This is a genomic window from Flavobacterium sp. 21.1 (genome assembly GCF_057801535.1).
Map to the genome: position 1 here is coordinate 446,175 of NZ_JBYNXA010000001.1, position 23,799 is coordinate 469,973.

24 protein-coding genes are annotated in these 23,799 nt (G+C 38.9%); 13 read left to right on the top strand and 11 right to left on the bottom strand.

All coding sequences use genetic code 11. The features are described from left to right. Window positions 1–36 precede the first annotated feature (36 nt). The 4 genes from AC3E9U_RS02040 (at window position 37) to AC3E9U_RS02055 (ending at window position 3,419) form a co-directional block, all read left to right on the top strand. Complete coding sequence (locus AC3E9U_RS02040) at window positions 37–612, top strand: hypothetical protein (protein ID WP_488745237.1); 576 nt, start codon at window positions 37–39, stop codon at window positions 610–612. A 485-nt stretch (window positions 613–1,097) separates the two neighbouring features. Continuing rightward, window positions 1,098–1,721 (top strand): hypothetical protein, encoded by a 624-nt coding sequence (locus tag AC3E9U_RS02045; RefSeq protein WP_488745238.1) that lies wholly within the window; start codon window positions 1,098–1,100, stop codon window positions 1,719–1,721. A gap of 53 nt (window positions 1,722–1,774) precedes the next feature. After that, entirely contained in the window at window positions 1,775–2,809 is a 1,035-nt protein-coding gene (locus tag AC3E9U_RS02050) for an NAD(P)H-dependent flavin oxidoreductase (RefSeq protein ID WP_488745239.1), read from the top strand. Between the two features lie 58 nt (window positions 2,810–2,867). Beyond that, a complete protein-coding gene (locus tag AC3E9U_RS02055) occupies window positions 2,868–3,419 on the top strand; it encodes an RNA 2'-phosphotransferase (protein ID WP_488745499.1) in 552 nt (183 codons plus the stop codon). Window positions 3,420–3,498: 79 nt separating this feature from the next. Here the strand turns inward: AC3E9U_RS02055 and AC3E9U_RS02060 are convergent, their stop codons facing one another. Next, window positions 3,499–8,109, bottom strand: coding sequence for a tail fiber domain-containing protein (locus tag AC3E9U_RS02060; RefSeq protein ID WP_488745240.1), 4,611 nt, complete (start codon window positions 8,107–8,109; stop codon window positions 3,499–3,501). 375 nt (window positions 8,110–8,484) lie between these two features. On the opposite strand from AC3E9U_RS02060, the gene AC3E9U_RS02065 reads away from it, so the two are divergent. From AC3E9U_RS02065 to AC3E9U_RS02075, 3 genes are read left to right on the top strand one after another with little or no spacing between them, the layout of a single operon-like run. Next, window positions 8,485–10,224 carry an FAD-binding protein gene (locus AC3E9U_RS02065; protein ID WP_488745241.1) on the top strand — a complete coding sequence of 580 codons (1,740 nt, stop codon included), beginning with the start codon at window positions 8,485–8,487 and terminating at the stop codon, window positions 10,222–10,224. 1 nt (window position 10,225) lies between these two features. Then, a complete protein-coding gene (locus tag AC3E9U_RS02070) occupies window positions 10,226–11,074 on the top strand; it encodes a class I SAM-dependent methyltransferase (protein WP_488745242.1) in 849 nt (282 codons plus the stop codon). 3 nt (window positions 11,075–11,077) lie between these two features. Continuing rightward, a complete protein-coding gene (locus AC3E9U_RS02075; RefSeq protein WP_488745243.1) occupies window positions 11,078–12,112 on the top strand; it encodes a hypothetical protein in 1,035 nt (344 codons plus the stop codon). A 161-nt stretch (window positions 12,113–12,273) separates the two neighbouring features. Here the strand turns inward: AC3E9U_RS02075 and AC3E9U_RS02080 are convergent, their stop codons facing one another. From AC3E9U_RS02080 to AC3E9U_RS02090, 3 genes are all read right to left on the bottom strand, one after another. Continuing rightward, complete coding sequence (locus AC3E9U_RS02080; RefSeq protein WP_488745244.1) at window positions 12,274–12,690, bottom strand: OsmC family protein; 417 nt, start codon at window positions 12,688–12,690, stop codon at window positions 12,274–12,276. Between the two features lie 113 nt (window positions 12,691–12,803). Then, window positions 12,804–13,088 (bottom strand): chaperone modulator CbpM, encoded by a 285-nt coding sequence (locus tag AC3E9U_RS02085; protein ID WP_488745245.1) that lies wholly within the window; start codon window positions 13,086–13,088, stop codon window positions 12,804–12,806. Beyond that, window positions 13,085–13,987 (bottom strand): DnaJ C-terminal domain-containing protein, encoded by a 903-nt coding sequence (locus AC3E9U_RS02090; protein ID WP_488745246.1) that lies wholly within the window; start codon window positions 13,985–13,987, stop codon window positions 13,085–13,087. Before AC3E9U_RS02090 ends, AC3E9U_RS02085 begins: the two co-directional genes overlap by 4 nt. A 212-nt stretch (window positions 13,988–14,199) precedes the next feature. On the opposite strand from AC3E9U_RS02090, the gene AC3E9U_RS02095 reads away from it, so the two are divergent. The 3 genes from AC3E9U_RS02095 (at window position 14,200) to AC3E9U_RS02105 (ending at window position 17,009) form a co-directional block, all read left to right on the top strand. Further along, window positions 14,200–14,535 carry a hypothetical protein gene (locus AC3E9U_RS02095; RefSeq protein WP_488745247.1) on the top strand — a complete coding sequence of 112 codons (336 nt, stop codon included), beginning with the start codon at window positions 14,200–14,202 and terminating at the stop codon, window positions 14,533–14,535. Between the two features lie 136 nt (window positions 14,536–14,671). Further along, a complete protein-coding gene (locus tag AC3E9U_RS02100) occupies window positions 14,672–15,670 on the top strand; it encodes a metal-dependent hydrolase (protein ID WP_488745248.1) in 999 nt (332 codons plus the stop codon). A 196-nt stretch (window positions 15,671–15,866) separates the two neighbouring features. Continuing rightward, the gene (locus tag AC3E9U_RS02105) at window positions 15,867–17,009 is read left to right on the top strand and encodes a saccharopine dehydrogenase family protein (RefSeq protein WP_488745249.1); all 1,143 of its coding nucleotides are present in this window, start codon (window positions 15,867–15,869) and stop codon (window positions 17,007–17,009) included. 44 nt (window positions 17,010–17,053) lie between these two features. Here AC3E9U_RS02105 and AC3E9U_RS02110 read toward each other — a convergent pair whose 3' ends face one another. Further along, window positions 17,054–18,658: a class I SAM-dependent methyltransferase gene (locus AC3E9U_RS02110; protein ID WP_488745250.1), complete on the bottom strand. Its 1,605-nt coding sequence runs from the start codon at window positions 18,656–18,658 to the stop codon at window positions 17,054–17,056. A gap of 181 nt (window positions 18,659–18,839) precedes the next feature. Between AC3E9U_RS02110 and AC3E9U_RS02115 the strand changes: the two genes are divergently transcribed. After that, window positions 18,840–19,394 (top strand): 2'-5' RNA ligase family protein, encoded by a 555-nt coding sequence (locus tag AC3E9U_RS02115; protein WP_488745251.1) that lies wholly within the window; start codon window positions 18,840–18,842, stop codon window positions 19,392–19,394. Here AC3E9U_RS02115 and AC3E9U_RS02120 read toward each other — a convergent pair whose 3' ends face one another. Genes AC3E9U_RS02120 through AC3E9U_RS02140 form a run of 5 tightly spaced genes read right to left on the bottom strand, consistent with a single transcriptional unit; the run spans window position 19,395 to window position 21,340 of the window. Next, the gene (locus tag AC3E9U_RS02120; protein ID WP_488745252.1) at window positions 19,395–19,943 is read right to left on the bottom strand and encodes a hypothetical protein; all 549 of its coding nucleotides are present in this window, start codon (window positions 19,941–19,943) and stop codon (window positions 19,395–19,397) included. It lies immediately after the preceding gene. After that, window positions 19,943–20,329 carry a YchJ family protein gene (locus AC3E9U_RS02125; protein WP_488745253.1) on the bottom strand — a complete coding sequence of 129 codons (387 nt, stop codon included), beginning with the start codon at window positions 20,327–20,329 and terminating at the stop codon, window positions 19,943–19,945. Before AC3E9U_RS02125 ends, AC3E9U_RS02120 begins: the two co-directional genes overlap by 1 nt. 37 nt (window positions 20,330–20,366) lie before the next feature. Continuing rightward, window positions 20,367–20,642, bottom strand: coding sequence for a hypothetical protein (locus tag AC3E9U_RS02130; protein ID WP_488745254.1), 276 nt, complete (start codon window positions 20,640–20,642; stop codon window positions 20,367–20,369). A 10-nt stretch (window positions 20,643–20,652) separates the two neighbouring features. Continuing rightward, window positions 20,653–20,793, bottom strand: a complete 141-nt coding sequence (locus AC3E9U_RS02135) for a hypothetical protein (RefSeq protein ID WP_488745255.1) — start codon at window positions 20,791–20,793, stop codon at window positions 20,653–20,655. Next, complete coding sequence (locus tag AC3E9U_RS02140) at window positions 20,780–21,340, bottom strand: hypothetical protein (RefSeq protein WP_488745256.1); 561 nt, start codon at window positions 21,338–21,340, stop codon at window positions 20,780–20,782. The genes AC3E9U_RS02135 and AC3E9U_RS02140 overlap by 14 nt, the downstream gene beginning before the upstream one ends. A 186-nt stretch (window positions 21,341–21,526) precedes the next feature. Here AC3E9U_RS02140 and AC3E9U_RS02145 point away from each other — a divergent pair, with 186 nt between their 5' ends. Together AC3E9U_RS02145 and AC3E9U_RS02150 are read left to right on the top strand one after the other, a co-directional pair. Continuing rightward, the gene (locus AC3E9U_RS02145; RefSeq protein WP_488745257.1) at window positions 21,527–21,907 is read left to right on the top strand and encodes a DUF423 domain-containing protein; all 381 of its coding nucleotides are present in this window, start codon (window positions 21,527–21,529) and stop codon (window positions 21,905–21,907) included. Window positions 21,908–21,918: 11 nt separating this feature from the next. After that, window positions 21,919–22,263, top strand: coding sequence for an eCIS core domain-containing protein (locus AC3E9U_RS02150; RefSeq protein ID WP_488745258.1), 345 nt, complete (start codon window positions 21,919–21,921; stop codon window positions 22,261–22,263). A 77-nt stretch (window positions 22,264–22,340) separates the two neighbouring features. On the opposite strand, the gene AC3E9U_RS02155 is transcribed toward AC3E9U_RS02150, so the two are convergent. Further along, window positions 22,341–23,615, bottom strand: a complete 1,275-nt coding sequence (locus AC3E9U_RS02155; protein WP_488745259.1) for a Glu/Leu/Phe/Val family dehydrogenase — start codon at window positions 23,613–23,615, stop codon at window positions 22,341–22,343. Window positions 23,616–23,799: the final 184 nt, after the last annotated feature.

Consider the following 23,799-nt stretch of genomic DNA (forward strand, 5'->3'; position numbering starts at 1 on the left):
TTGGGGAAATTTTAACAACAACCAAACTTAAATACTATGAAAGCAGTCATAGGAATCTTCTTTTGTTTTTTAATCGCTCTTTTTTCTTCAGACATTTCGATGCTTAATGTGAAAATCGGTGATGAGGAAAATACGCTCAACAAGATTAGACTGAAAATCGAGGCACAAGAAAACGGAATGACAAAATATCTGACGAGCGACAACAATCATTTTTCAGTTACTGTTGAAAACGGAAAAGTGGTCTACATGGAAAATGACTGGCTTCAAAATCCAAAAAACAACAAACCGTTATTCTCCAATTTTATTTTTGGAAAAACTTCGCTGCGAGAAATCCGGAAAACCTATGGTATGAATGGTTTTGCATACAAACAGCAAAAAGGGTTTACAACGGATACCGATTTAATTCAGTTCAATTGTTATGAATCCGATTCGCCAAATAATGAAATTTTAGTATTGATTACCAAAGTTTCACTGAAAGAAGAAGTAACCGAAAAAAATGTGTCCGACAAATTAAAATTGGATGCCATCATTCTTGCTGATAAAAAATACTTAGACAAAATCTGGGGCGAGGAAAAACTATTTGATATGAGCTTTAAAAAGATTAAACTTTAGAAGAATATCTCAGAACAGAATAAAAAACAGATAAATGAAAATTCTAGTCAATTCACTCCTAATTATAGCAATATTGGCGGTTGCATTTTTTTGGATGCTCGTCATGGCTTCAAGTCATAATGTAAAAACGGAGATGAAATTAACGCCTTTATTCATAATCCTGATTTTAGCTGTCTTATTATTCCGCAATAGCATTTTTAAGAGTAAATAATGAGTTTAAAAATACGCGATAAAAAAAAATGTGACGAATGCAAAAGCGAATTTTATGCAGATCAGTCATCAATGGAAAATTTATGTCCGCAATGTTCAAGTATTCTATATGGTTACGAAAACTGTGAACACGAATTCGTGAATAATCGTTGCGTTAAATGCTATTGGAATGGTAATTCGAGTGATTTTTTGGATGGTCTAAAAGACAGAAACCAAACCTTCATTTAAGCATTTAGCACAGTAGAGGCCATCCCTCAAAAAGTTATGCATGAAACATGAAAACATTAAACGTTATTTTTTTAATTGCTTTTGCGCTGCTAACTTTTGCGTGCAGTAATTCTAATCAGAAAATTGAAAAATACGATCGCTATATTCCACCAAATAACAGAAAACCGGCGTTCGAAATTGATTATGATGCAGAACCGGAATCCAAATATGTTTACCAAACCCATGAATTCGGTTTTTTTAATGATTCGCTATATCCTGCAAAATTTTCTCTTTATTTGAGAGATAAAAAAATATTCGCCGAATTAAATAATCCAAAATCAGAACCTTTCATATTATTCGATTTAAATTCGAGAGTAAATTCAACCAATAAAATCGTCATTAGAAATTCTAAAATAATTAAAACTTTTGACTGCATTACGGAACGAAAAATAAAAACCAAACAGGGGTTTGAAGTGACCGTCTTCAGAATAAAAAAATGGGGAAAATTAATGGATTTTTTTGGTGGCGGTTATGTAGATTTAACAATTTTTGTAACGGAAAAATACGGCGCAATTGGCTCCTATTGCACTATAAAGGAAGCGAATGACAAGGAAGCTCGAATTGGCGTTGCAGGAAATATTTTGAGGGAATATATTGATTACACCGGCAGTCCTGAAGGTACACTTGAATAAAAAAATAGTACTATTTTAACGGTAAAAGCTACTAATATTTTCAAAATCAATTTATGAGTACAATTTTAAGTCAACTGGGAATAAGTTACCCAATTATCCAAGCTCCGATGTTTGGTGTAACAACTCCGGAAATGGTTGCTGCTGCGAATAGAGCCGGATGTCTGGGTTCTGCCGCTTTAGGCGATTTGGATTACGACAGCTCATTGGAGATTATCCGGAAATGTAAAAAACTAACTGACAGCACTTTTGCAGCCAATATTTTTGTAAACGAGATCCCTCCTATTACACCCGAACTGAAAACCAAATATGACCGCACCAAAGCCTATCTCTATGAACTGGCCGAAAATCTCAATCTTCCCGTTGACCTGCCCGAAATAGAAAACATCAGACCGGCAGGATATCAAGGCCAGATTGACGCTGTCTTAGAGGAAAATGTCAAAGTTATGAGTTTTACCTTTGGTAATCTTGATAAAGATTCGATTATAAAACTTAAAAACGCAGGAGTACTTCTGATTGGAACCTGCACCAGCGAAAAAGAAGCACAACTCTTGATTGATTCGGAAATTGATATTATTTGTGTCCAGGGCATTGAAGCAGGTGGCCACCGTGGCTCGTTTGAAAGTGAAAACATTCCGCAAATTGGCGGTCTTTCTCTGCTACAAAATGTTAGGGTAATGACCGAGACACCAATTGTATACGCTGGTGGTATTGTAAATAAAAAAACAATCGAGTCCGTACGTATTTTGGGTGCGGATGCTTTTCAAATCGGGACATTGCTCTTATGTTCAGAAGAAAGCGCATTGACCCCAGCGGAAAAGCAACGTATGCTTACCGTTGATGAAAAAGAAATCATACTTACACGCAGCTTTTCAGGCCGATACGCAAGAGGATTAAAAAATGCGTTTATTGAATTGTTCGAAAATTCCGATTACATATTGCCCTATCCTTATCAAAATAAACTGACCGGTCCATTTAGAAAAGCGGCCAGAAATGCGCAACTCACAGAATACGTAAATTTATGGACAGGTCAGACATTTCGGAATCTTAGTTTTGAATCTACAGAGAAAATTCTCAACAGGTTGAAATAGACACTATATTTTAATTTGCTTTTTGTAAATTGGCACCACTGCAACATAATAAACCATGATCAGCGAAAAAGAAGCAACACATATAAGTAAGTTTTTGAGTTTGGTATTACGACATCAACCGGAAACAATAGGAATACAACTTGATCAAAATGGTTGGACTGATGTTACTGAATTGCTTGAAAAGGTCAACAATCATGGCATAAAAATCAACAGAGAGATTCTAAATCACATCGTTGAAACGAACACGAAAAAAAGGTTTGCTTTCAATGAAAGTTTTGATAAGATCAGAGCGAATCAAGGACACTCCATTGACATAGATTTAGGTTACAAAGCACAAAACCCACCTGAAATCCTTTACCACGGAACTGCCGAAAAAGCAGTTGCATCCATTTTTGAAAATGGTATTGAAAAAAGAGACAGGCATCATGTTCATTTGAGCAGCGATATTGAAACCGCTGTTAAAGTCGGACAAAGACATGGAAAACCTCATGTGATTAAAGTACTTGCAGCACAAATGCATAAAGACAATTTCGAGTTTTTCATTTCTGATAACGGTGTTTGGTTAACAGACAATGTGCCTCCAAAATATTTAAAAGAAAATAATGAATAATCATAGGAAAACAAACAATAACCTTTGTATAATAAAAAAACCGAAACTTTCGTTTCGGTTTTTTTATTCAGAGACCTGATTATCTGTCTGTAGTGTTGCTGTTCTGTCCTGTAGCGGCAGGTTGTTTCTCTGTTTGCACATTGAGAAGGCTTTTTAACTGCATGATATCTTCTTCGGTTTGAGACAATCGTTTATTTGTTGCAGAATTATCTGCTTTAAGTTCACGAAGTTCTGCCTCCTGCTGATTGATGATTTTAATCAATTCCTGTGTAGCAGAAATAGTAAGTGTAGAAAGCGCTTCGTAATCCACAGTATGGAAATCGTTTACTTCGCGTCCGTAAACAAACACTTTTCCTTCGTCTTTCAAAGCAACAGTAAAACCATATTCGTCAGCCTGTAATACAGTAACCATTTCTGTTCTGCTGTCGAAAATCAAACGTATGCGATCATCTTTCTTTAAATTATTTTTTACGATAACTCTTCCGTCTTTGATTTTAGCAATTGCGTAAATATCAGGAATAACATCAGTAATGGTCGAAACCGCCTGAGGATATACATTCTTAACCTGTTGTGCAATTACTTTTTTGCTAAGTCCGGTTCCTTTTCCGACAGTATCTTTAAACTTATAATCGGTGATCTCGATTTTAGAAAGCGTTTCCAAATCTTTACGGCTGTTTGAAACACCCAAAATTTTCTTGATTCTAGCATCTGAGAAAGCGTTGAATTCTGTGGCAGCAATTCTTCCGGAAGCATAAACAGAGTATCCAACATTCCCACTTGAAGTCCCGACAGCTCCGCCGCTGTTTAGATAACCGTAACTTAGAGTTGAATTTTGAGTTCCGTTGATAACTACTTTAGCTTGGGTTACGGTATTGGTTCCTATCCCGATATTTCCACCACCAGTTACCATTTGCACATTACCGCTGTTATCGGAATTAAGTTCCAGGACTCCTGTTCCTTTACTTCGTAGCTGCATATTAAGGTTCGCCGGTGTATTAGCACCATTTGGATAAATCGTTGAACGGGCTGCGGTGTTGAATTCAAGATCAGCATTTGCCGCCGCACTGCTAAGACGTGCCGTACCAACCACTTCAAGAGGAGTTGCAGGTGTAGTTGTTCCGATACCAACCCGGCCATTTCCTTCACCATCAATAGTCATGACCGTTTTCGTTCCGATAGCTCCTGGAGCATCAGTCCCATAATCCCACAGCGTAAAATCTATTGCATTCCCCGTATCAGCACCTGACATATGGCGTGATTTGATGGAATGCTTATACCCGATGGTACCATTATAGCCAAATGTTATTTGGGAGGAATTGAATCCAGTACTATTGTTTCCGCTACGAAGTAGTAATGAATTTGTTCCAGAGTTAAGTCCGGTGATATCGAGATTCGCTTGAGGGGTCGTTGTCCCAATCCCCATAAATCCGGCACTTGTGAAACGGGCACGTTCGTTATTGTTTGTTTTGAAAACAAAATCCACTGCATCAGTGGTTCCTAAAAAATCTGTCCCTGCAGTGGTTCCTGTATTTCCGGCAAGGCTCCAACTTGAATTGCCCGGTACAGTGCCCCAAACTCCTGTTCCCAATAAAACCTGAGATGCGGTTCCTGGAGCTAATGATGTTAAAGTACCGTTTGCATCTGCTTGTACCACTCGCGTTCCCGTTCCTGCCAATGATGATGTTCGAATGTCTCCGACAACTTCTAACTCTTCAGCCGGAGTAGTTGTACCAATTCCAACATTTACTGCATTTGTTCCTGTTCCACCTAATACCAGGCTATTAGAAGCACTTACCTTGGCGCTATACCCGATGGCTGTTGCATTAGTAAGCGCTGCCGAAGTAACATCGGCATCAGTACCCAACCCCATATTATTCGAACCTGTAGTATTGGTACCTAAAGCATTGTTCCCAAAAGCCACATTGTTATTACCGGTTGTATTTCCTGATAATGCCTGGAAACCTAAGGCATTGTTATTGGCTCCTGTGCTGTTGGTAAACATGGAGCTTAGACCCACGGCCGTATTGTTAGTGGATGTTGTTGTATTCAATAAAGCATATTTACCAAACCCAGTGTTGCCACTACCTGTGGTAATGTTCAGCATTGTTTCGCTTCCCACCGCGGTATTGTTTCCTCCTGTGGTATTCCTGGAAAGGGCGTCATAACCTAGGGCAGTATTGCTTGATCCTGTAGTATTCGCTTTTAAAGCTCTATATCCAAAACCTGTAGTACGGATTCCAGTATTATTCTGAACAGCCTGATACCCAACACCTGTTATCCCGGAACCGGTATTGTTTTGTAGTGATTGGTATCCGACTGCAGTATTATTTGCCGCTGTTGTATTAGCTACCGACGATTGCATTCCCACAGCAGTATTACTGGTTCCCGAACTATTTCCGCGCATAGCAAAATAACCTATGGCAACGTTATCATTTGCAGTGTTATCGATCAAAGTCTCTGAACCTACTGAAGTGTTTTGCTGCCCGTTTACATTGTAACGCTGACTGTTGTTTCCTAAAGCAACGTTATTGGAAGCAGTTGTGGCACTGCTCAGGGCAAATCCCCCAATTCCTAGATTGTATTCTCCTGTTGTATTTGAAGTACCAGAATTAAAACCTATGAAATTGTTATAATTAGTAGATAAATCATCATTTGCACCGCTATTTTCACCCAAGAAAACCGAACGGCCCATATTTAAAGTTTCTATTTGCCCTTTGGTTGTAATTCTTGTATGAATAGTATTATTTGTTCTGAAATCTAAAGCCTGATTATTAGTTGTTCCGAGGAAATTTGTGCCGCTAACTGTTCCTGCGTTTCCTGTTATTGACCAGTTGTTTGCCATTCCCGGAACGCTTCCCCACACTCCGGTTCCAAGTAAAACCTGTGCTGCTGTACCTGCAGCGAGCGGTGTTAATGTCCCATTCGTATCTGCCTGAACCATACTTGTTCCCGTTCCGGCAAGGGATGAAGTTCGGATATTCCCAATTACATGTAATTTTTCTTGCGGACCTGTAGTCCCTATACCTACATTACCATTACTATTTATACGCATTCTCTCAACAGCTCCTATCCCCATAACTGATGTAAGGAACCTGTGGTTTCCATCTGTATCCCAGCCGTTACTACCAGCTATATAATCTATAGTAAAGTTATTCGAAGTGTTGATTTTCGACCCATTATCACCCCAGTCAGTCAGTAAGATTTTTTCAACATTATCACCGCTATTCATATATAATGTTCCGTTCTCAATTATTTGACCTCCCCGTACGTGTAATTTTGAAGCCGGTGCATTTGTTCCTATCCCCAAATTGCCGTTAGCCGAAATTCTTGCTGCTTCTGTTGAATTGGTTTTAAAAACCATATCAGTAGCATCTGTAGTACCAAGGAAATTTATAGTCGGATCAGTTCCTGCATCTCCTTCCTTATGCCATGAGTTAGCATCTGCTCCGGAAGGGACTGACCAACTTACATTTCCTGCCCCATCAGTAGTTAAAACATTTCCGGCTGTTCCATCAATTGTTGGAAAGCTGTAAGCATTGTTTACGTTCAAAGTTCCGTTCACTCGTAATAAGCCTGCACCGAAATCTCCGTAAATAAGCGGTGATGGTGTACTGCTATTAGCTATATAAAGTTTATTGTGACCTAATTCATTGGAACCTGCACGGTTACCTAAAAAGATATTTCCCGTTCCTGTAGCATTTTGACCTGCATAAAAACCAACAGCAGTGTTCATGCTTCCTGATATATTGTTGATCAAAGCACTGAATCCTATCCCCACATTATAATTACCCGTGGAATTAGAAAAAAGTGTTTGTGCCCCAAGCGCAGTATTCGCTGTTCCAGTTGAAGAGGCGACCAAAGCTTTATCGCCGACAGCAATATTGTAATTGCCATTGGTGGAAACAAGAGTGGAGCTTCCTATGGCAATATTTCGTGAACCAGTACTGTTGGAAGATAATGCATTCGTACCTAATGCTATATTATTATTTCCGCTGGTATTGTTTGTCATAGACGAAGTTCCAAGGGAAATATTGTCGCTCCCTGTTGAAGTGTTTGTCTGTGCCAGAGACCCTATCGCGACATTATTGCTTGAAGTGTTATTGGTCAAAGCCTGATGACCGACACTGACATTTCTCATACCGGTAAGATTGTTTTTCCCGGCCTGATATCCGATGCTTACGTTGAAATTGTTGGTAAGATCGTCGTTAGCTCCCGCTTCTTCCCCAATAAATACAGAATTTCCCGTATTTAAAGTTTCAATCTGGCCTTTAGTCGTGATTCTTGTTCGTAGAATGTTATTCGTTCTGAAATCTAATGCTTGCGCATCCGTAGTTCCTATGAAATCAGTTCCATTGACAGTTCCCGTATTACCTGCCAATGCCCAACCACTTGTGGCTGCGGCAATTCCCGTCCAGGAAGAAGTTGCATTGTTCCAATAATAAAAGCCTGGCGGATTGGCTCCGGCGGTAGTAGTCAGGAAAACCATCATACCATTTTGTGCCGCAGTTGGATTCGCTACCGGAAAGGCGTCTATTTTAGGAATCAATATACCATCGGTATTTGCAGGAGCAGCCTGATTACTGGATTTGATCTCAAGTTGTGCCTGCGGTGTTGTGGTGTTGATTCCGACTTGGGCAACTGCAGTTGATACTGATAGTAAAAAAATCAGCTGAAATAATTGTTTTTTCATAAGGGTCAGAGTAATGCGCGCGAAATTACTATTTAAAATTGTCAGAAACAAACTATTTATTTGATTGACAATTTATTATAAGACGGGGAGTTCCATAAGTTTCATTCTTTCACAAATGAAATTTCAAAAGTTATTCTGAAAACAGAAAAACATTTCAGAAAAATACTAAATTTGAAAACCTTGGTGCATTTAAGTATTGAAACCTTGGTAGTGCAACAATAAACTGAAAAACAAATGAAAAGACAAAAACCAATAATTCGTCAAAATCAAAAAAGAGTGAGCACAACCCAATAATCATCAGACAATTGTCGAACATCTGCATCAGTTTCAAAAATACATACACACCTCTCCACACACGATCAACAATAATTATTAATGACACTAAAAGACAAACTTCCTGTTAGCTATCTACTTTTTACAACGAGGGGACGAATCAATAGATTTACTTACTGGACGGCTTCAGTTTTTATTTGGACTGCCTTTTATGTGTTGTTTAATTTACTTGAAATTGCTTTTTCATCAGGTGCAACCTGGTTCTTATATCCGCTTTTGTTTTGGGCTTTGTTTGCTACGGCAACAAAACGACTGCACGACACCGACAAATCAGGAACTTGGCTTTGGCTTATTATGATTCCAGTAGCAGGACCATTATTTTTGATCTTTATTTTGGGTTTCAGACGAGGTAACATTCATTCCAATCGCTTTGGATCTGTTCCCAATTCGGCACCCGATTATTTCAAAAATCTCGATCCCGAAAAAATTCCGAACCTAAAAACAGAAGAACGAATTGTAAACGATGTGACCCAACTCAATCCGATTCTGGTTGCGAAAGTGGAAACACCAAAAACAGTTGAAGAACTGCAAAACATCATAAAGACTTCTGATAAACCGGTTTGCATAGGTGGTGGAAGATTCAGTATGGGCGGACAAACTGCAAGCTCAAACTGCATTCACATCGACATGCGCCAACTGAACAAAGTACTGGATTTCTCAGCTGAAACGAAAACGATTAAAGTACAGGCAGGCATCCGCTGGTGCGACATTCAGCATTATGTTGATCAGTACAACCTCAGCATTAAGATCATGCAGACTTACGCCAACTTTACTGTAGGAGGTTCCCTAAGTGTAAACTGTCATGGAAGATATATCGGATTAGGAGCCGTAATTCTTTCCGTCAAATCGCTGGATGTTTTATTGGCCAACGGAGAAATGGTTTATACTTCGCCAACTGTAAAACCGGAGCTGTTTTTTGCCTGCATAGGTTGTTACAATGCTGTAGCGGCTATTGTGAATGTTGAACTGGAATTGACTGAAAATGTCGCCGTAAAACGTAGCCATGTGACAATAAAACGCGACGGTTACAAGAAGTTCTTTGTTGAAAACATACGCGAAAACAAAGATGTAGTGTTTCATAACGGTGATATTTATCCTCCTCATTTTAAGAACATGAGAGCGGTTAGCTGGACCAAAACAGATGAGAAACCAACCGAAAAAACGCGATTGATGCCTCTTGCCGCTGCTTATCCGATTGAACGCTATTTTATCGGAGCCTTCAGTAAAAATACCTTCGGCAAATGGAGACGGGAATACATTATCGACCCACTTGTCTTCAGCAGAAAAAAAATCCACTGGAGAAATTATGAAGCCGGTTATGATGTTTTGGAATTGGAGCCCGAATCACGAAAAGAAAGTACTTACGTTTTACAGGAGTATTTCGTCCCTGTAGAAAAATTCGACGCATTTGCTTCACTTATGTCCGAAATTTTCAGCAGACATAAAGTGAATGTGATCAATGTTTCGGTTCGTCATGCCAAAGCCGACAGCGGTTCGCTATTGGCCTGGGCAAAAGAGGAAGTATTTGCTTTCGTGGTGTGGTACAAACAAGGCACCAGCGATACTGATAAAAATAAGGTTGCGATCTGGACAAGAGAACTGATCGACGCAGTGATTTCTCTGAACGGAAGTTACTATCTGCCTTATCAGCCGCATGCCACGCCGGAGCAGTTTCATCAGGCATATCCAAATGCTGAAAAATTATTTAAGCTAAAACAACAACTTGATCCCGATTATAAATTCAGAAATATAATTTGGGATACCTACTATAAAATGAACTAACATGAATTCAGAATTTAAAACAGTTTTCTCAGATACAAAATGGAGTGATGATTTCTATCGCTTCCTTCAGGTTATTTTTCACTTATACCCGGAAGATAAATTTCATCATCTGATTTTGTCAACCACAAAGGAGAATAATTCAGACGAAGAGATTTACAAAACCGTTCAACAAAACCTGCCTAAGATAAAACCATTTTTATCTGAAGTAACTTTTGCTTTGCCGGCATTGAAAAAGCAGAAAAAGGAAATGGCGAAACAGGTTTTGCAGTTATTGGGCAACCGAAAACAAATCAACGGTTATCTGGAAATCGGATCAACCGGGAGATACATTTCCGAATTGAAGAAACACATTTCACTTTCCGGAGAAATCTATCTTACTAATGATCTTGTACCCGGTAATTCACTCGCAGATATTTTTGAACGAGGACAACTGAGTAAAATAGGCCACTTTTTCCCGCTTACCTACCAGCCAATCAGTGAAACCGAAATCCCAAGTGAAAGTATCGATCTGGTTACCTGTCATATAGGTTTGCACCATTGTCCGCACGAACTTTTAGACGGTTATATAAAATCCATCCACCGTGTTTTGAGAAAAGGTGGATTATTTATTATAAGAGACCATGATGTAAAAACCCCGGAAATGGCAACTTTTGTCTCTTTGGTTCATACTGTTTTTAATTTAGGTCTGAATGTGAGTTGGGAAACAGATCATTCCGAATTTAAGTCATTCAAATCGATTGATGAATGGAGTAACATAATTTCTGCTTACGGTTTCCAGGATTCGGGAGCACGCATTTTACAGGACAAAGACCCATCTGATAATACTCTGATAGCATTCACAAAATTATAGTCTATGAAACGGCTTTATATACTTACGCTTTGTTCCATCGGATTAGCCGCGTGTGTTTTCTTTTTCAAGAAGAGAAACCCCACAACTATTGCTGCGGGTGACGGACTTGTCATTTCAAAAGAATGGCTGATTCCAAATAAAAATCCGAAAACACCAAAAACTGATATCCGACCGGCCGACCAGACTTTCCTCACTTTTCCTGAGTGGTTTTTGGTATTTAGCCCGGAAGAACAGGCGAATTATTTTAAGCAGCATACGGCAACAACTTTTCCGTTCATGAGCCACACTGCCCAAATTTGGCAGAGCTATAAAATTGTAAATGATCAGATAAAAGATAATTTCCCTACAAACACTGGTTATCATTTTATGATTTGGGTAATCGGGTCAAGTACTACGGTTGAGTATTCCATCAAATCATGGTACGAAACAATTATCGGAAGAATTACCGACACTGAAGAACCAACGACAGATGAAGATAAATTCAACGCAAAATTTACGAAGGACTATGTTGATTTCATTAAAGACAGGCCCTGGTATGAATTTGATTTCAAAAGCAGGGTAACCGAATTGTGGAGTTCTACATCATTTTTTGGAAGCAACTTTTTCAGAAAGGCGGAACGCAAATACATCCTTACTTCCGAATTACTTGTAAAATATGTCTACGGAAAATTAATCGGACTTGGAACCGAACAGGTTTATGATGTCGCACTTCCCACGACTGCCGTCATTCTTGATAATGACAGTTTACAAAACCTTCCACGCTACGACAAGTTTGCAAATGCAGCATTAACCGTAGCAAGGAGCGGACATTCATTTAAAGAAATTGCAGGAAACAATTCGGCTATTTTATTGACTGTTTTAGTTCCTTCCGATAGCGATACAAACTTTGAAAATGCACAGACCGTTTTTAAACAACCTATCGCATCTGACCTTTCAATGCAAAGAATTGCTTTAGCAACTCCGGTAACCAATTTAAGTTCGTTACTGAAGCAACTGGACAGCCAGAAAATTAAAGTCGAGCACGTATTTGACTATTAGATTATCAGGCTCCTATTGCAAACCTATCTCAATAAACCTGCACTAAAACAATAACCACAAACTGCATTGATTGCCGAAAATCCATCGGTACAATCTTTGCAATTTGTGGTTTAGTCGTTTATATTTACCTCATCCACATAAATGGCAAATGAAGCTATATTTTATACCAAAGTTGCAGTAAGGCTAATCGCCGCTTTTATTGATTTTGAAATCGGGCAGGATTCTTTCGCATCTGCAGCTACTTTCTGAAATACCTCATCACTAATACCGGCAATTTTGGCTTTTAAATTCAGATGGCTTTCCGTGATGGCGCCGTCTTCGAAAGTAACTTTTGCTTCTACATCCAAATCATCGGGAACAAAACCGGCATCGTTAAGCAAAAAGCTTAATTTCATTGCATAACAACTGCAATGTGCCGCAGCTACCAGTTCTTCCGGATTGGTTCCCACTCCTTCTTCAAATCGGGATTTATACGAATATTGCGTATTGTTTAATACTGTACTTTGGGTACTAACGGTTCCTTTACCTTCTAACCCGCTGCCTTTCCAGTGGGCATTTGCTCTTCTGTTGAATTTCATAACTTAATTATAATTGGTTAAACTTTATTTTTCTGTTCTTCTGCATTATGCTTTCTGTTATCTGCTTCCTGCCATCTACCAACTGCCTTCTGCCTTCTGCTATCTCCTTTCTGCTATCTCCCCTTCCGCCTTAACGCATTTAGCTCCTGTTGCATTTCTTCCATCTGAGCCAGTAAACGGGCAATAACTTCCAGTCCTTCGATATTGATACCTAAACCGTAATGCATGCGAATGTATTTCTCCAGCACATCAACCTGTTCATTGGTAATAAAATAACTTTCTTCCTGCAGTTGTAATTCCACCAGGCCGCTTTCTTGTAATTCATAAATAAAATCAGGAGCTATCTGATGGTATTCACAAAAGGTAATTACGGATATTTTGATTATCTGCTCACTCATGATGCGTGTTTTCTTATGGAACGTAATTGCTCGAAGAGTTCTTTCTCTTTCTCAGATAAATGTTTGGGAAGTTCTACTGAATATGTGATGTGCAAATCGCCGAACTCTCCTTCTTTTTTATAAACAGGAAGCCCTTTCCCTCTCAATTTTACTTTTTTGTTGTTTTCGGTTTCTGGGGCGATTGGTACTTTTACTTTTCCAGTCAGTGTTTCGACGATAACTTCACCGCCCAATATGGCATCATACATGCTGATTGATATCATTTTATACAGATCGTTTCCTTTAACATCAAAAGATGAATTGTTTACGATATCAAACGTAATATACAAATCGCCATTGGGCCCGTTATTATACCCTTTGCCTCCGTGTCCGGCAATTTTAATCGTTTGACCATTGGCTACTCCGGCTGGAATGGTAATCCTTATTTTTTTGCCATTGACTTCCAATACCTGCTTTTGGGTCGTAAGGATTTCGGTTAACTGCAGACGCAAAGTGGCTGACACATCCTGACCTTTAAAACCCGCTGTTTTGGTTCGTCCTTGTTTACCAAACATCGATCCGAAAAAATCCGAAAAAGCCTCATAATCCTCAAAGCCTTCTCCACCCTGATGGTACTCATAACCGCTTCCTCCGGAACTCTGTTGTTGACGTCGCGCTTCTTCATATTGTTCGGCATGCTCCCAATGTTCGCCATACTGATCATATTTCTTACGCTTTTCAGGATCGCTCAACACTTCATTGGCCTCGTTTATTTCTTTAAATTTACGGTTAGCTTCATCCTTGTTAGCATTGACATCGGGATGATACTTTCTGGCAAGCTTCCGGAAAGCCTTTTTGATTTCATCGGCGCTAGCGGTTTTCGGGACACCCAAAACGGCGTAATAGTCAATGTATGCCATATACCTGTTACTTAGACTTTAAATATACAATTTTAAGTTTTGTGATTCAAAGAGATACGATAAAAGACATGGTTTTGAAGTTATACGGTTTTTATGTACTGAAGATAATCCGTTTTTTCAAATTGCGAAAATATAAACTCCTGAGTTTGTACAATTTTTAGTATTTTTATAAGACCAACTGATTTTTGATTAACAACAAAACCAATCTGACTATGAAAAAAATCATTCTTACTTTAGCGGCAGCTGTAATAATCGTGAGTTGTGCGGTAAAACTGGTCACTCCAACGCAGACAGATGTTGACAGGATGCAGGCAAAATACCCAGGTTACACTTTAGAGGAAATGAATCAGGGTAAATCAATGGTTGAACAACATTGCGCCGAATGTCACAAACTGAAAAACCCGGCTAAATTCTCGGAAGAAAAATTGGAAAAAATTGTTCCGATAATGGCAAATAAAGTAAACAAAAAGCATCCTAACACCCTTGATGAAAAATCGAAGGACCTAATTTTGAAATACATGGTTACCATGAGCGGTCATAAAAAATAAGAAAGGTGCTGTCTGAAAAACAAAAACATCCTTATACCACCACTCGAACATCACAGGCGGTTTCTTAACCATTTAAAGAAGTGTTTCAGACAGCATTTTTATAAAACTATTCCGCACTTCTATTTACTTTTGCCTTATGGATTCTGTCACCCAAATAGTATTAGGTATCGCTGTAGCGGAGGTTTGTGCCGGAAAGGAACTACAAAACAGAACCTTTCTTTATGGTGCCATCTTGGGCACAATCCCTGATTTGGATGTAGCCGTGGGCAAATTATTCCTGGACCCGATCGACGCAGTGATGATACACCGTGGAATGAGCCATTCGCTCCTGTTCCACCTCTTTCTTGCTCCTATTTTGGGATGGTTCATCACTAAAATCGAAAAGAAACGAATATCATTTAAAACTGCTTCCTGGATGGCCTTTTGGTGCCTGTTTACTCATCCGTTGTTAGATATGTGTACTACCTGGGGTACTCAAGTACTTTGGCCATTACCGTATCGGTATTCCCTGAATTGTATCTTTGTCATCGATCCCCTCTATACCCTGCCGTTCCTGTCTTTTTTGATAATGGTGTGGCGAACCAAAAACAATGTACTTCGGGCAAAATATGTGCGTCGAGGCTTATACATAAGCACTGGCTATATGCTTTTAGCTTTAAGCATAAAGACGTTTGTACTCTATCGGTTTGAAAAAGCACTGGACAATCAAAACATTCCCTATGAAGATATTATGGTAAAACCAACACCGTTCAATCTCATTTTATGGAATGCCAACGTCGCCACCAAAGAAGCCTATTTCCTAGGTGATTATTCACTTTTCGACACCAAACCGATTTCGTTCATAAAATATTCCAAAAATCCAGATTTAGAAATTCCTTTAGCAGATAATATTGATTACAATAAACTGAAAATCGTCAGTGAAGGTTGGTATTTGGTGGATCAGATCAACGGAAAAACCTATTTCAATGATCTCCGCTTCGGAATTTTGAATGACGATCCGAAAGCGCCACAGTTTGTCTTCAGTTATCAGTTTGTTCCCTCTAAACATGGTTTAAAAGCCGTGGAAGTCCAAAAAAACAGGAAAGACGCGAAGCTCTTATTGCAAAGGCTTTTTAACCGGATAAAAGGGAATTAGCTTTCAGATTGCATACCTTGTCGGAAACGACACAACATATCAACACTGCTCACAATAATCTTACTGAATATCAGCAGCTTAAAATAAAACATATTAACAATATAATAAAAATACTACATGTTAATTTCACAAATTAAAGCGATATCCGCAAAAAATGTTAACTTTCGGATATTAATCCAACATCAATCAACTGTAAATGAAAAAACATCACAACATCATTATTGCCGGTGCCGGTGGAATTGCCGAAGCAGTAGGTTTATTGTTAGCGGAATGGAGCGAAGTACATCCGACACTTTTCATCGGAGATCGTATTCCTGAAAAAGCTAAGAGCGTGGCCCAATGGATTATGGACGGTACTACAAAACCATGTTCCGCTCAGCATTTTTATCTTCCCGAAGAAGGCATAACCGATGAAATGAAAGTATTGTTTGATGAAGGAGATATTATCCTTGATTGCCTACCCGGTAGTCAGGGTCCAAGAATAGCGCAGTTTGCCAAAGATTTCCATTTGCATTACGCCAACCTTACGGAATATGTAGCGGAAACCGATGCCATTATTGAATTGGCCAAAGATGCCAAAACAGGCTTTGTACTTCAAACCGGTCTGGCTCCCGGCTATATTGACTTACTAGCTCATGGGTTGTTTCAGCAGTTTTGCGAAGATTTTGGTGTGGATAAAGCCGACAAACTGGAATTTAAAGTTGGTGCACTGACAGACCATGCGGTAGCACCTCATTTTTACGGCTTCACTTGGAGTCCAGTGGGTGTTGCAACCGAATACCTGAAAGACACTATCGTATTACGGAATTATAAGAAAACAACATTACCTTCTTTATCAGAAAGAGCTACTATCATTATTGGTGGAATCACTTATGAAGAAGATCTGACTTCTGGAGGTGCTGCCGATTTACCGGACGCTTTATCCGGAAAGGTCGGTTCACTTGACTACAAAACCCTGCGTCATCCGGGACACTATTCATGGGTTGATCAACAACTCTCTGATTTGAGCAATTCTCCAGACCCAATCAAAGGTTTGCAGGATAAAATGGAAAAAGTAATTCCGCATATTGAAGATGATCAGATTGTTGTGTATGCTTCCGTCGAAGGAAAAGACGCTTCCGGTATTTTGAGAAGAAGAGAAATCGCTAAACATATTTTTCCGCAAAAAGTGGGCAAACATCAGTTAAGAGCGATTCAAACCACTACGGCGGCTCCCTTGGCACAAGCGGCTCAATTACTACTGGAAGGTTCACAAAGCGGTGTAATTCTGCAAAGCCATATCGATCCGACGGCGTTCTTAAACGGTGATTTTGTTGTGCCGGTATACGGAAACGTTTAGCAATTAACTACAGTTTGTTAGAACAATTCAACCGGCAGATAAGATTATCCACGGAGTAAATTTATACTTACCGTGGCATAATCCGTATTCGGGAATTTCCTGAAATATTGAGGATCGGGTTGTAAGCCTGCCTCGGCTGCTATTTTATGAAGCACATCAATTTCAACGATATACTGATCGGAAAAACCATGCGTGGTATCATAAGCCGTTGCAGCGGTTTTTCCGTTATTAGCTGCTGCTAATTCGGGCGCAATAGTATGCAGTTCGATGATCAACAGTCCGAATTTGTGTACGTAAGGCGCCCATTTGTTGAAATGATCCAGTAAATTATCTTCCACATCATTATTACTTAGTCGTTTCCCTCTATGAGCGAAGGCTCCCGTTGAAATACTTACTCGATTAGGTGTCTTAACCAGAGGTTCTTCCCAAATTCGGTTATGGTCTAAAAAGGTGCGCACATTCAACAAATCCTTCAAATCAATACTGTAGTTTTCCTGTAGATCCTGTGCCAGTAAATCCGGTCTTCCGATATCGCCCCAGATGACTTTTGCCCAGATATCGGCCTTAATTAAATTGGCTCTCGTAACTTTTAATGCTGCCTGATTATAATCTGCTCCCACTAAAAACAACGGATGTTCATCAAGCATTTTACCCCGTAGGGTCTGGCGCTCGATGATGTAAAAGATATGCTCCAGAAAAGCGCCGTTTCCGCAACCCATATCCAGAATACCTTTTGGCTGTTCCTGTATCGGTTTGTTGAAAAGTTCGATGATTATTTCGTCGATCACTTTAAAATAAGTGGCATGCGCTCCTCCACTGCCCCACACGTTCATTTCACGGTTTACATGGAGTTCATCTTCTTTAATGCTTATATCTCTCAGTAAGGACGGGTTTCCAAATAAATAATCGTCCATATGGCGGAACATCGGTAAATAAGAAACTGTTACGCCATAAGCAGTAGCACGTTTGGCGAAAAAGAGACCGGTTTCGGTAAACTGATAATTTCCGTTTTTTTCCTTAAACCAATCCAGATGGGTAAAGAAATCGAGTATTATTTTAAAAACTTCGGGTTCTTTGTGGAATTCTTCCGGACGGAAAGATGTCTCCATAAAATACTTATGAAACATTCCTGTCATTCCGAGGCTGACAATAATCGGTCCAACCAAAAAACCTTCGATATGATGTAGCACCTGTTCCTGTAATGCTCTTTCATTGGGATCTTCCGAAAAGACAATCCCGAAGCGGTTTTCATATTTGTTGAAAACTACTTCCAGCAAATGCAATGAAGCCGTTGCAATATGTACGGAAGTAAATAAATCCGTTTGCTGTAAAACACCTACGACGTCTTTGTATAAATGAAACAACGAAAAGGCATAAGCACTTTTATCATTGGTGCTGACCGTTACTTCAGCAGTACCATTGTCAACATTATAATCCATAAAACCCTGAGAAGCTAATGTCCGTAAAGCAACATTCAGATAACCTTCATTCGCTTTGAACTGTTCGGTCAATTCTTTTAAACTCATGGTCTTTGCCGACAACAAGGCATCAAGTACGTTATGCTGATATAAGGAATAAGCAACCGGCGCAGTTACAAGGCCGTCTAAATGACTAAAAATGGTACTACGTTGTTCTGTTTTTACGGTCATAGGATAGTGCTTTTCTCAAATATAAGAAAAATACTTAATACGTTCATTTTTAATTTACTGGACAATACGTTTTTATATCGAAGATTTCTAACCGCTGAAAAAACCATCTACTCCCTTGTCTCTTGTCTCTCTCCCCTTTTCTCTGTTTTTTTTACTAATTTTGGAATAAATCCAGACAACTATGGAAGGGCATTACTCAGTAGCAATAATCCCATCGGAAGAAGTACTTGCGTTGGTTAAAACGATGAAAGAAGATCTTGCTGCAAAAGTGGGCTGGTTCAACAGTAAGAATTCGGCTGGACACATCACAATTAATGAATTCAAAGCTTCGGATGCTGTTATTGAGAAAGTCAAACAACAATTGGTTCGGTTGTGTGATGGTTTTGAACCTGTCGAAGTATACTTGACAGGCTTTGGTTCTTACCCGAACGGTGCTTTTTTTATTAATCCGGATCAAGACACTAAAAAAAGATTGTTGCCGATAATGAAACGCATTAATGATACACTCATCATCAAAGATTTGCATACAAGCAATGATCCGCACCTTTCAATCGCCCGAAGATTGTCTCGTGAAAAGCTGGATATAGCCAAAAGCTATTTTACTACCATAAATGAACAATTCTTATGTAGCAGTGTAGTCCTGCGCACATTCGATGAAAACGTAAAACAGTATTATGTTTCAGATGTTTTTCCTTTCCATGGTAATCCGACTGAAGTACAGGGAATGCTTTTTTGATTACATCATTTCCATCTTTATAACTTCGATGCCTTTATTGGTATTGATTAATTCAGAAACAATTCTTTTTCGTAATTCTTCGATATCCTGATTGAAATGGGCTGCCCATTTTGTTAAGGTGAGAATGTTTCGAATATTTTTTAAACGTTTTCTTGTTTCTGAAGTGCTGCGTAAAATAGCTGTTCCGTTATAATCCGGACTATTCTTGTGATAGTAATTTGCCGTATGGTTTTCAAAATCGGCTTCGATGTAATATAATTTTTCCACGGCATTATCGGGATAGAAATCTTCCCATTTTGCGAAACCTAATTTAATTTTTGATGATGAAGGAGGATTCGTTTCCAATAACCGCCATTTACTGTTTGCTAGCCGCCCCCAATGATTTGAAAGTCGGTACATTCCTTTTACCGTATAATAATAAGCACTACCCGATTCGCTTTCAAACTGTTGTTCCAATTGTTCAATTTCCGAAAATGAAACTTCCGTGAAAATACAAAACGTGTTTTTAAAGGTGTCTCTCTTAGGCCTAAATGGAGTTTCAGAATTCATTACCGAATAGCTTCATTGAAAATACCATCAACATAAAACCAACTGTCACCTTCTTTTTTGAATGTCGATTTCTCGTGATGGATATGGTTTTGCAGACGATTGTCCATGAAATACGCTTTGAACTCGACTGCATTTTCGGTTGCGGCGATAACTTCCAGTTTTAGCCAATGGTTTTCTTTGGACCAGGCTAAAATATCACTTTTATTGTGATGACGACGTGTGGAACTGTGCGTAGTCGTCACCAGATAATCCGCATGGTGAGTACAATACGCTGAATAACGGGAACGCATCAACGCTTCCGCAGTTGGAGCTTTTTCTTTTCCTAAGATATAAGGCTGGCAGCAATTTTCAAATGGTCTTGTGGAACCGCAATAACAATTTTGCACAATGTTTTATTTATGAGTTATGAAAATAAAGGTGTCATTAGCAAAGATAATTTTCTTCTTCGCTATTTTTATCATTCATTCCATATTTCACATTCTTCACCTCATTTATCTTTTGATGCAATTGGTTTAGCAAAACCTGATAACGGCTTATTTCAATGATATCATCATCGGATTCAGCATGATCTATCAAATCAGTAATCATTTCGTCTGCATCAACTAATTTTAATGTTGCGGCATTGGTATCCTTATCAACAATCAAATAATCAATTGCCTGTTGAATAGTGGTTCTAATTAGGGTGTAATTGGTTTGCATTGTTTTGGCATTAGGTGTTTTTCTCCTTAAACTGCTGCACAATGGCTTTGAGTTTTTCTTTTCTAAGTTGTGCCGCTTCCTGTTCTCTGTTTTTCTTTTGGTCCACTTTCTTCTTGTGTGCCAAACGATTGGTTTCATTACGTCGTCCCATACAACTCTCCTATTTTGCGTTTAATTTCAAGAAACGATTGGTTGGTAGAAATCAACTGGCATATCACTTCTTTCCGCAACTCATTTATACTATTAAATTTAAGATATTTTGCCCAATTTTCGGCAGTTAACACCTCATTTATTTGTCGGATTACTTTAGCTGTTTCGGCTGCATTGCGAACCAGTGCTTTTCCATCATAACGCGGATTTGCTTTGTGCTGAAAACTAACTTCCCCGGTTTCAAAATCCACTTCAACGTAAAAAAGATTTTCATGTTCGTTGTTGGGATAAAAATCAGTCCAATCTGCATAGCCGACTTTCATTTTCGAAGCAGTTGTTTCGCTTAAAGGCAATAAGCGCCAGCGGCAATTCGCGGCGCGTCCCCAATGATTCGAAACCCTGTACAATCCTTTCTCTGTAAAATAATAAATACTCCCTGATTTGCTGGCATAACCAAGTTTTAGACCTTCGATTTCCGTCAAAGGTACTTCTCTGTAAATACAAAAAGTATGTTTGTGGAAGTTCGTTCTGTTGTAGGTTTTTTGCATGGCGGCAAAGATAGTCTTTTTCGGTTTTATGGAACGAGGATTAAAGGAATGCAAGCAACGCGGATTAAAACGGATTTTAAAACTAATAATTAAATCCGTGAAAATCTGCAAAATCTGTGTCATCTGCATTCCAAAAAACAACCGTTATTGATACTGTAATTCTCTATCTTTGAAAAAAAAACATCTATGAAAGAAACCGTTTTGGCATTTGGTGCTTTATATGGAGGATTGGCAGTTATTTTTGGTGCTTTTGGTGCCCATGCCTTAAAGAAACGAATGAGCGACGATCTGCTGAAAAGTTTTGAAACCGGAGTAAAATATCAAATGTATCATGCCATTGTATTACTGATTCTTCCGCAGCTATTGAGTTTTGATTCTACGTTACAGGAAAGCATTGGCTGGTGTCTTATCGCTGGTGTCATATTGTTTTCTTTCAGTATTTACGGTTTGTGTCTTACTTCGATGAACGGTAACAAATGGCGCTTTCTTGGCCCGGTTACGCCGCTCGGAGGTTTACTATTAGTTTCCGGATGGATTCTTTTACTTTTCAGCGTAATCAATAATTAATTTGTTGCATAATGAACAAGGATAACCGTAAAACGAAAAAAGAAAAAACTGTTTTACCGGAGGATCTGAAATCCGGAATTGAATATCTTTCCGGTCTTTCCATGGATGGAGTGAAAGTGCATTACAATCAGGAAAAGCCGGAACAACTTAACAATCGTGCCTACGAGCAGGGAACAAGCATCCATCTTGCTCCCGGTCAGGAAAAACATATACCTCGTGAAACCTGGCATGTTGTTCAACAAAAAGACGGGCGAATAAAACCAACTAAACAGATAAAAGAAGGAACAATTCTCGATGATAGTAAGGAATTGGAAAAAGAAGCGGATATCTTGGGTACTAAAATCAATAAGAAATAAAACAACTTCCGATTTACTTCAAAAAAAAACATCCCGACTTTTGTCGGGATGTTTTTTGTATCTGATAAAAGTATCAATTAAGGGAAGATACCTCTTTGTTTGTAAGCCATTTCAATACGCACAAGTGCCTGAATGTAAGCTGCAGTTCTCCAGTCTGTTTTGTACTGACCACCAGTAATAACAACACGATTGAATGCGTCTTCCATTTTCTTTCTTAATTTGATGATTACGTCATCCATGGTCCAGATTTCTCCGTTACGGTTTTGTAACCACTCAAAGTAAGAACCGATTACACCTCCTGAATTACATAAGATATCCGGGATGATTTCAATTCCTTTTGCTAATAAAATTTCTTCTCCTTCAGTATCTGTTGGTCCGTTAGCACCTTCAGCAATAACTCTTGCTTTTACAGACTCTGCATTTTCAGCTGTAATTTGGTTCCCCAAAGCTGCCGGAATGATAATATCGCAGTCAATTCCGAAGAATTCAGATGAAGTATAGTCTTGTGTATTTTTGAAACCTGAGATAGTTCCGTTATCCGCCTGGAAACGTAATAATGCCTCAGGATCGATTCCTTCAGGATTGTAAATAGTACCTGTAGCATCCTGAACTCCAACTAAGATCGCTCCGTTTTTGTTCATAAAGTGTGCTGCCCAGTATCCTACGTTACCGAATCCCTGAACGATATATTTTTTACCTTCCAAAGAAGTGTTTCTTAATTTTGCCCATGATTCCAAAGTAACTACTACTCCGAATCCTGTTGCACGGTCACGACCTTCCAAACCTCCTGATCCTACTGGTTTTCCAGTAACAACGTGTTGGTTTTTAGAACGCTCTGCAGGCGATTTTGTAGACATGTAAGTATCTGCAATCCACGCCATCATTTGTGCGTTTGTGTTAACGTCCGGTGCAGGAATATCGTGCTCAGGACCGATGTTATCACCTAGTGCATAAGTAAAACGACGAGTAATACGCTCTAATTCACCTTGAGAATATTTTTTAGGATCCAATTGGATTCCACCTTTACCACCTCCATAAGGAAGACCTGCTAAAGATGTTTTCCATGTCATCCATGTTGCCAATGCTCTTGCAGCATCAATATCAACTGTCGGGTGGTAACGTAATCCTCCTTTGTAAGGACCTAATACATTGTTATGTTGAACACGGTATCCTGTAAATACTTCTACAGTTCCGTTATCCATTTTCACAGGAAAGTTAACTATAATTTCATTGTTTGTAGAAGAAAGGATTTTTTTTACAGTATCATCCAATCCCATAACGTTAGCAGCTTTTTCAAACTGTATCTTAACGTTTTCATACATGCTCGGCTGGGGCTTTGCTGTTGTTGCCATAATTTTTATGATTTTCAACTTAAAGTTTTTTGTTTGTTTATTCCTTGCTCTGTAAAAAAGCAAGCAAATATATGTTTTTTAAAATTACATAAAGTGATTTTTATCATTAAAAATGTAACACAAACCAACAATTTAACAACGCCTTAAGGGTTATTTGTGAATTATCGCCAGATTAGTAACAAAA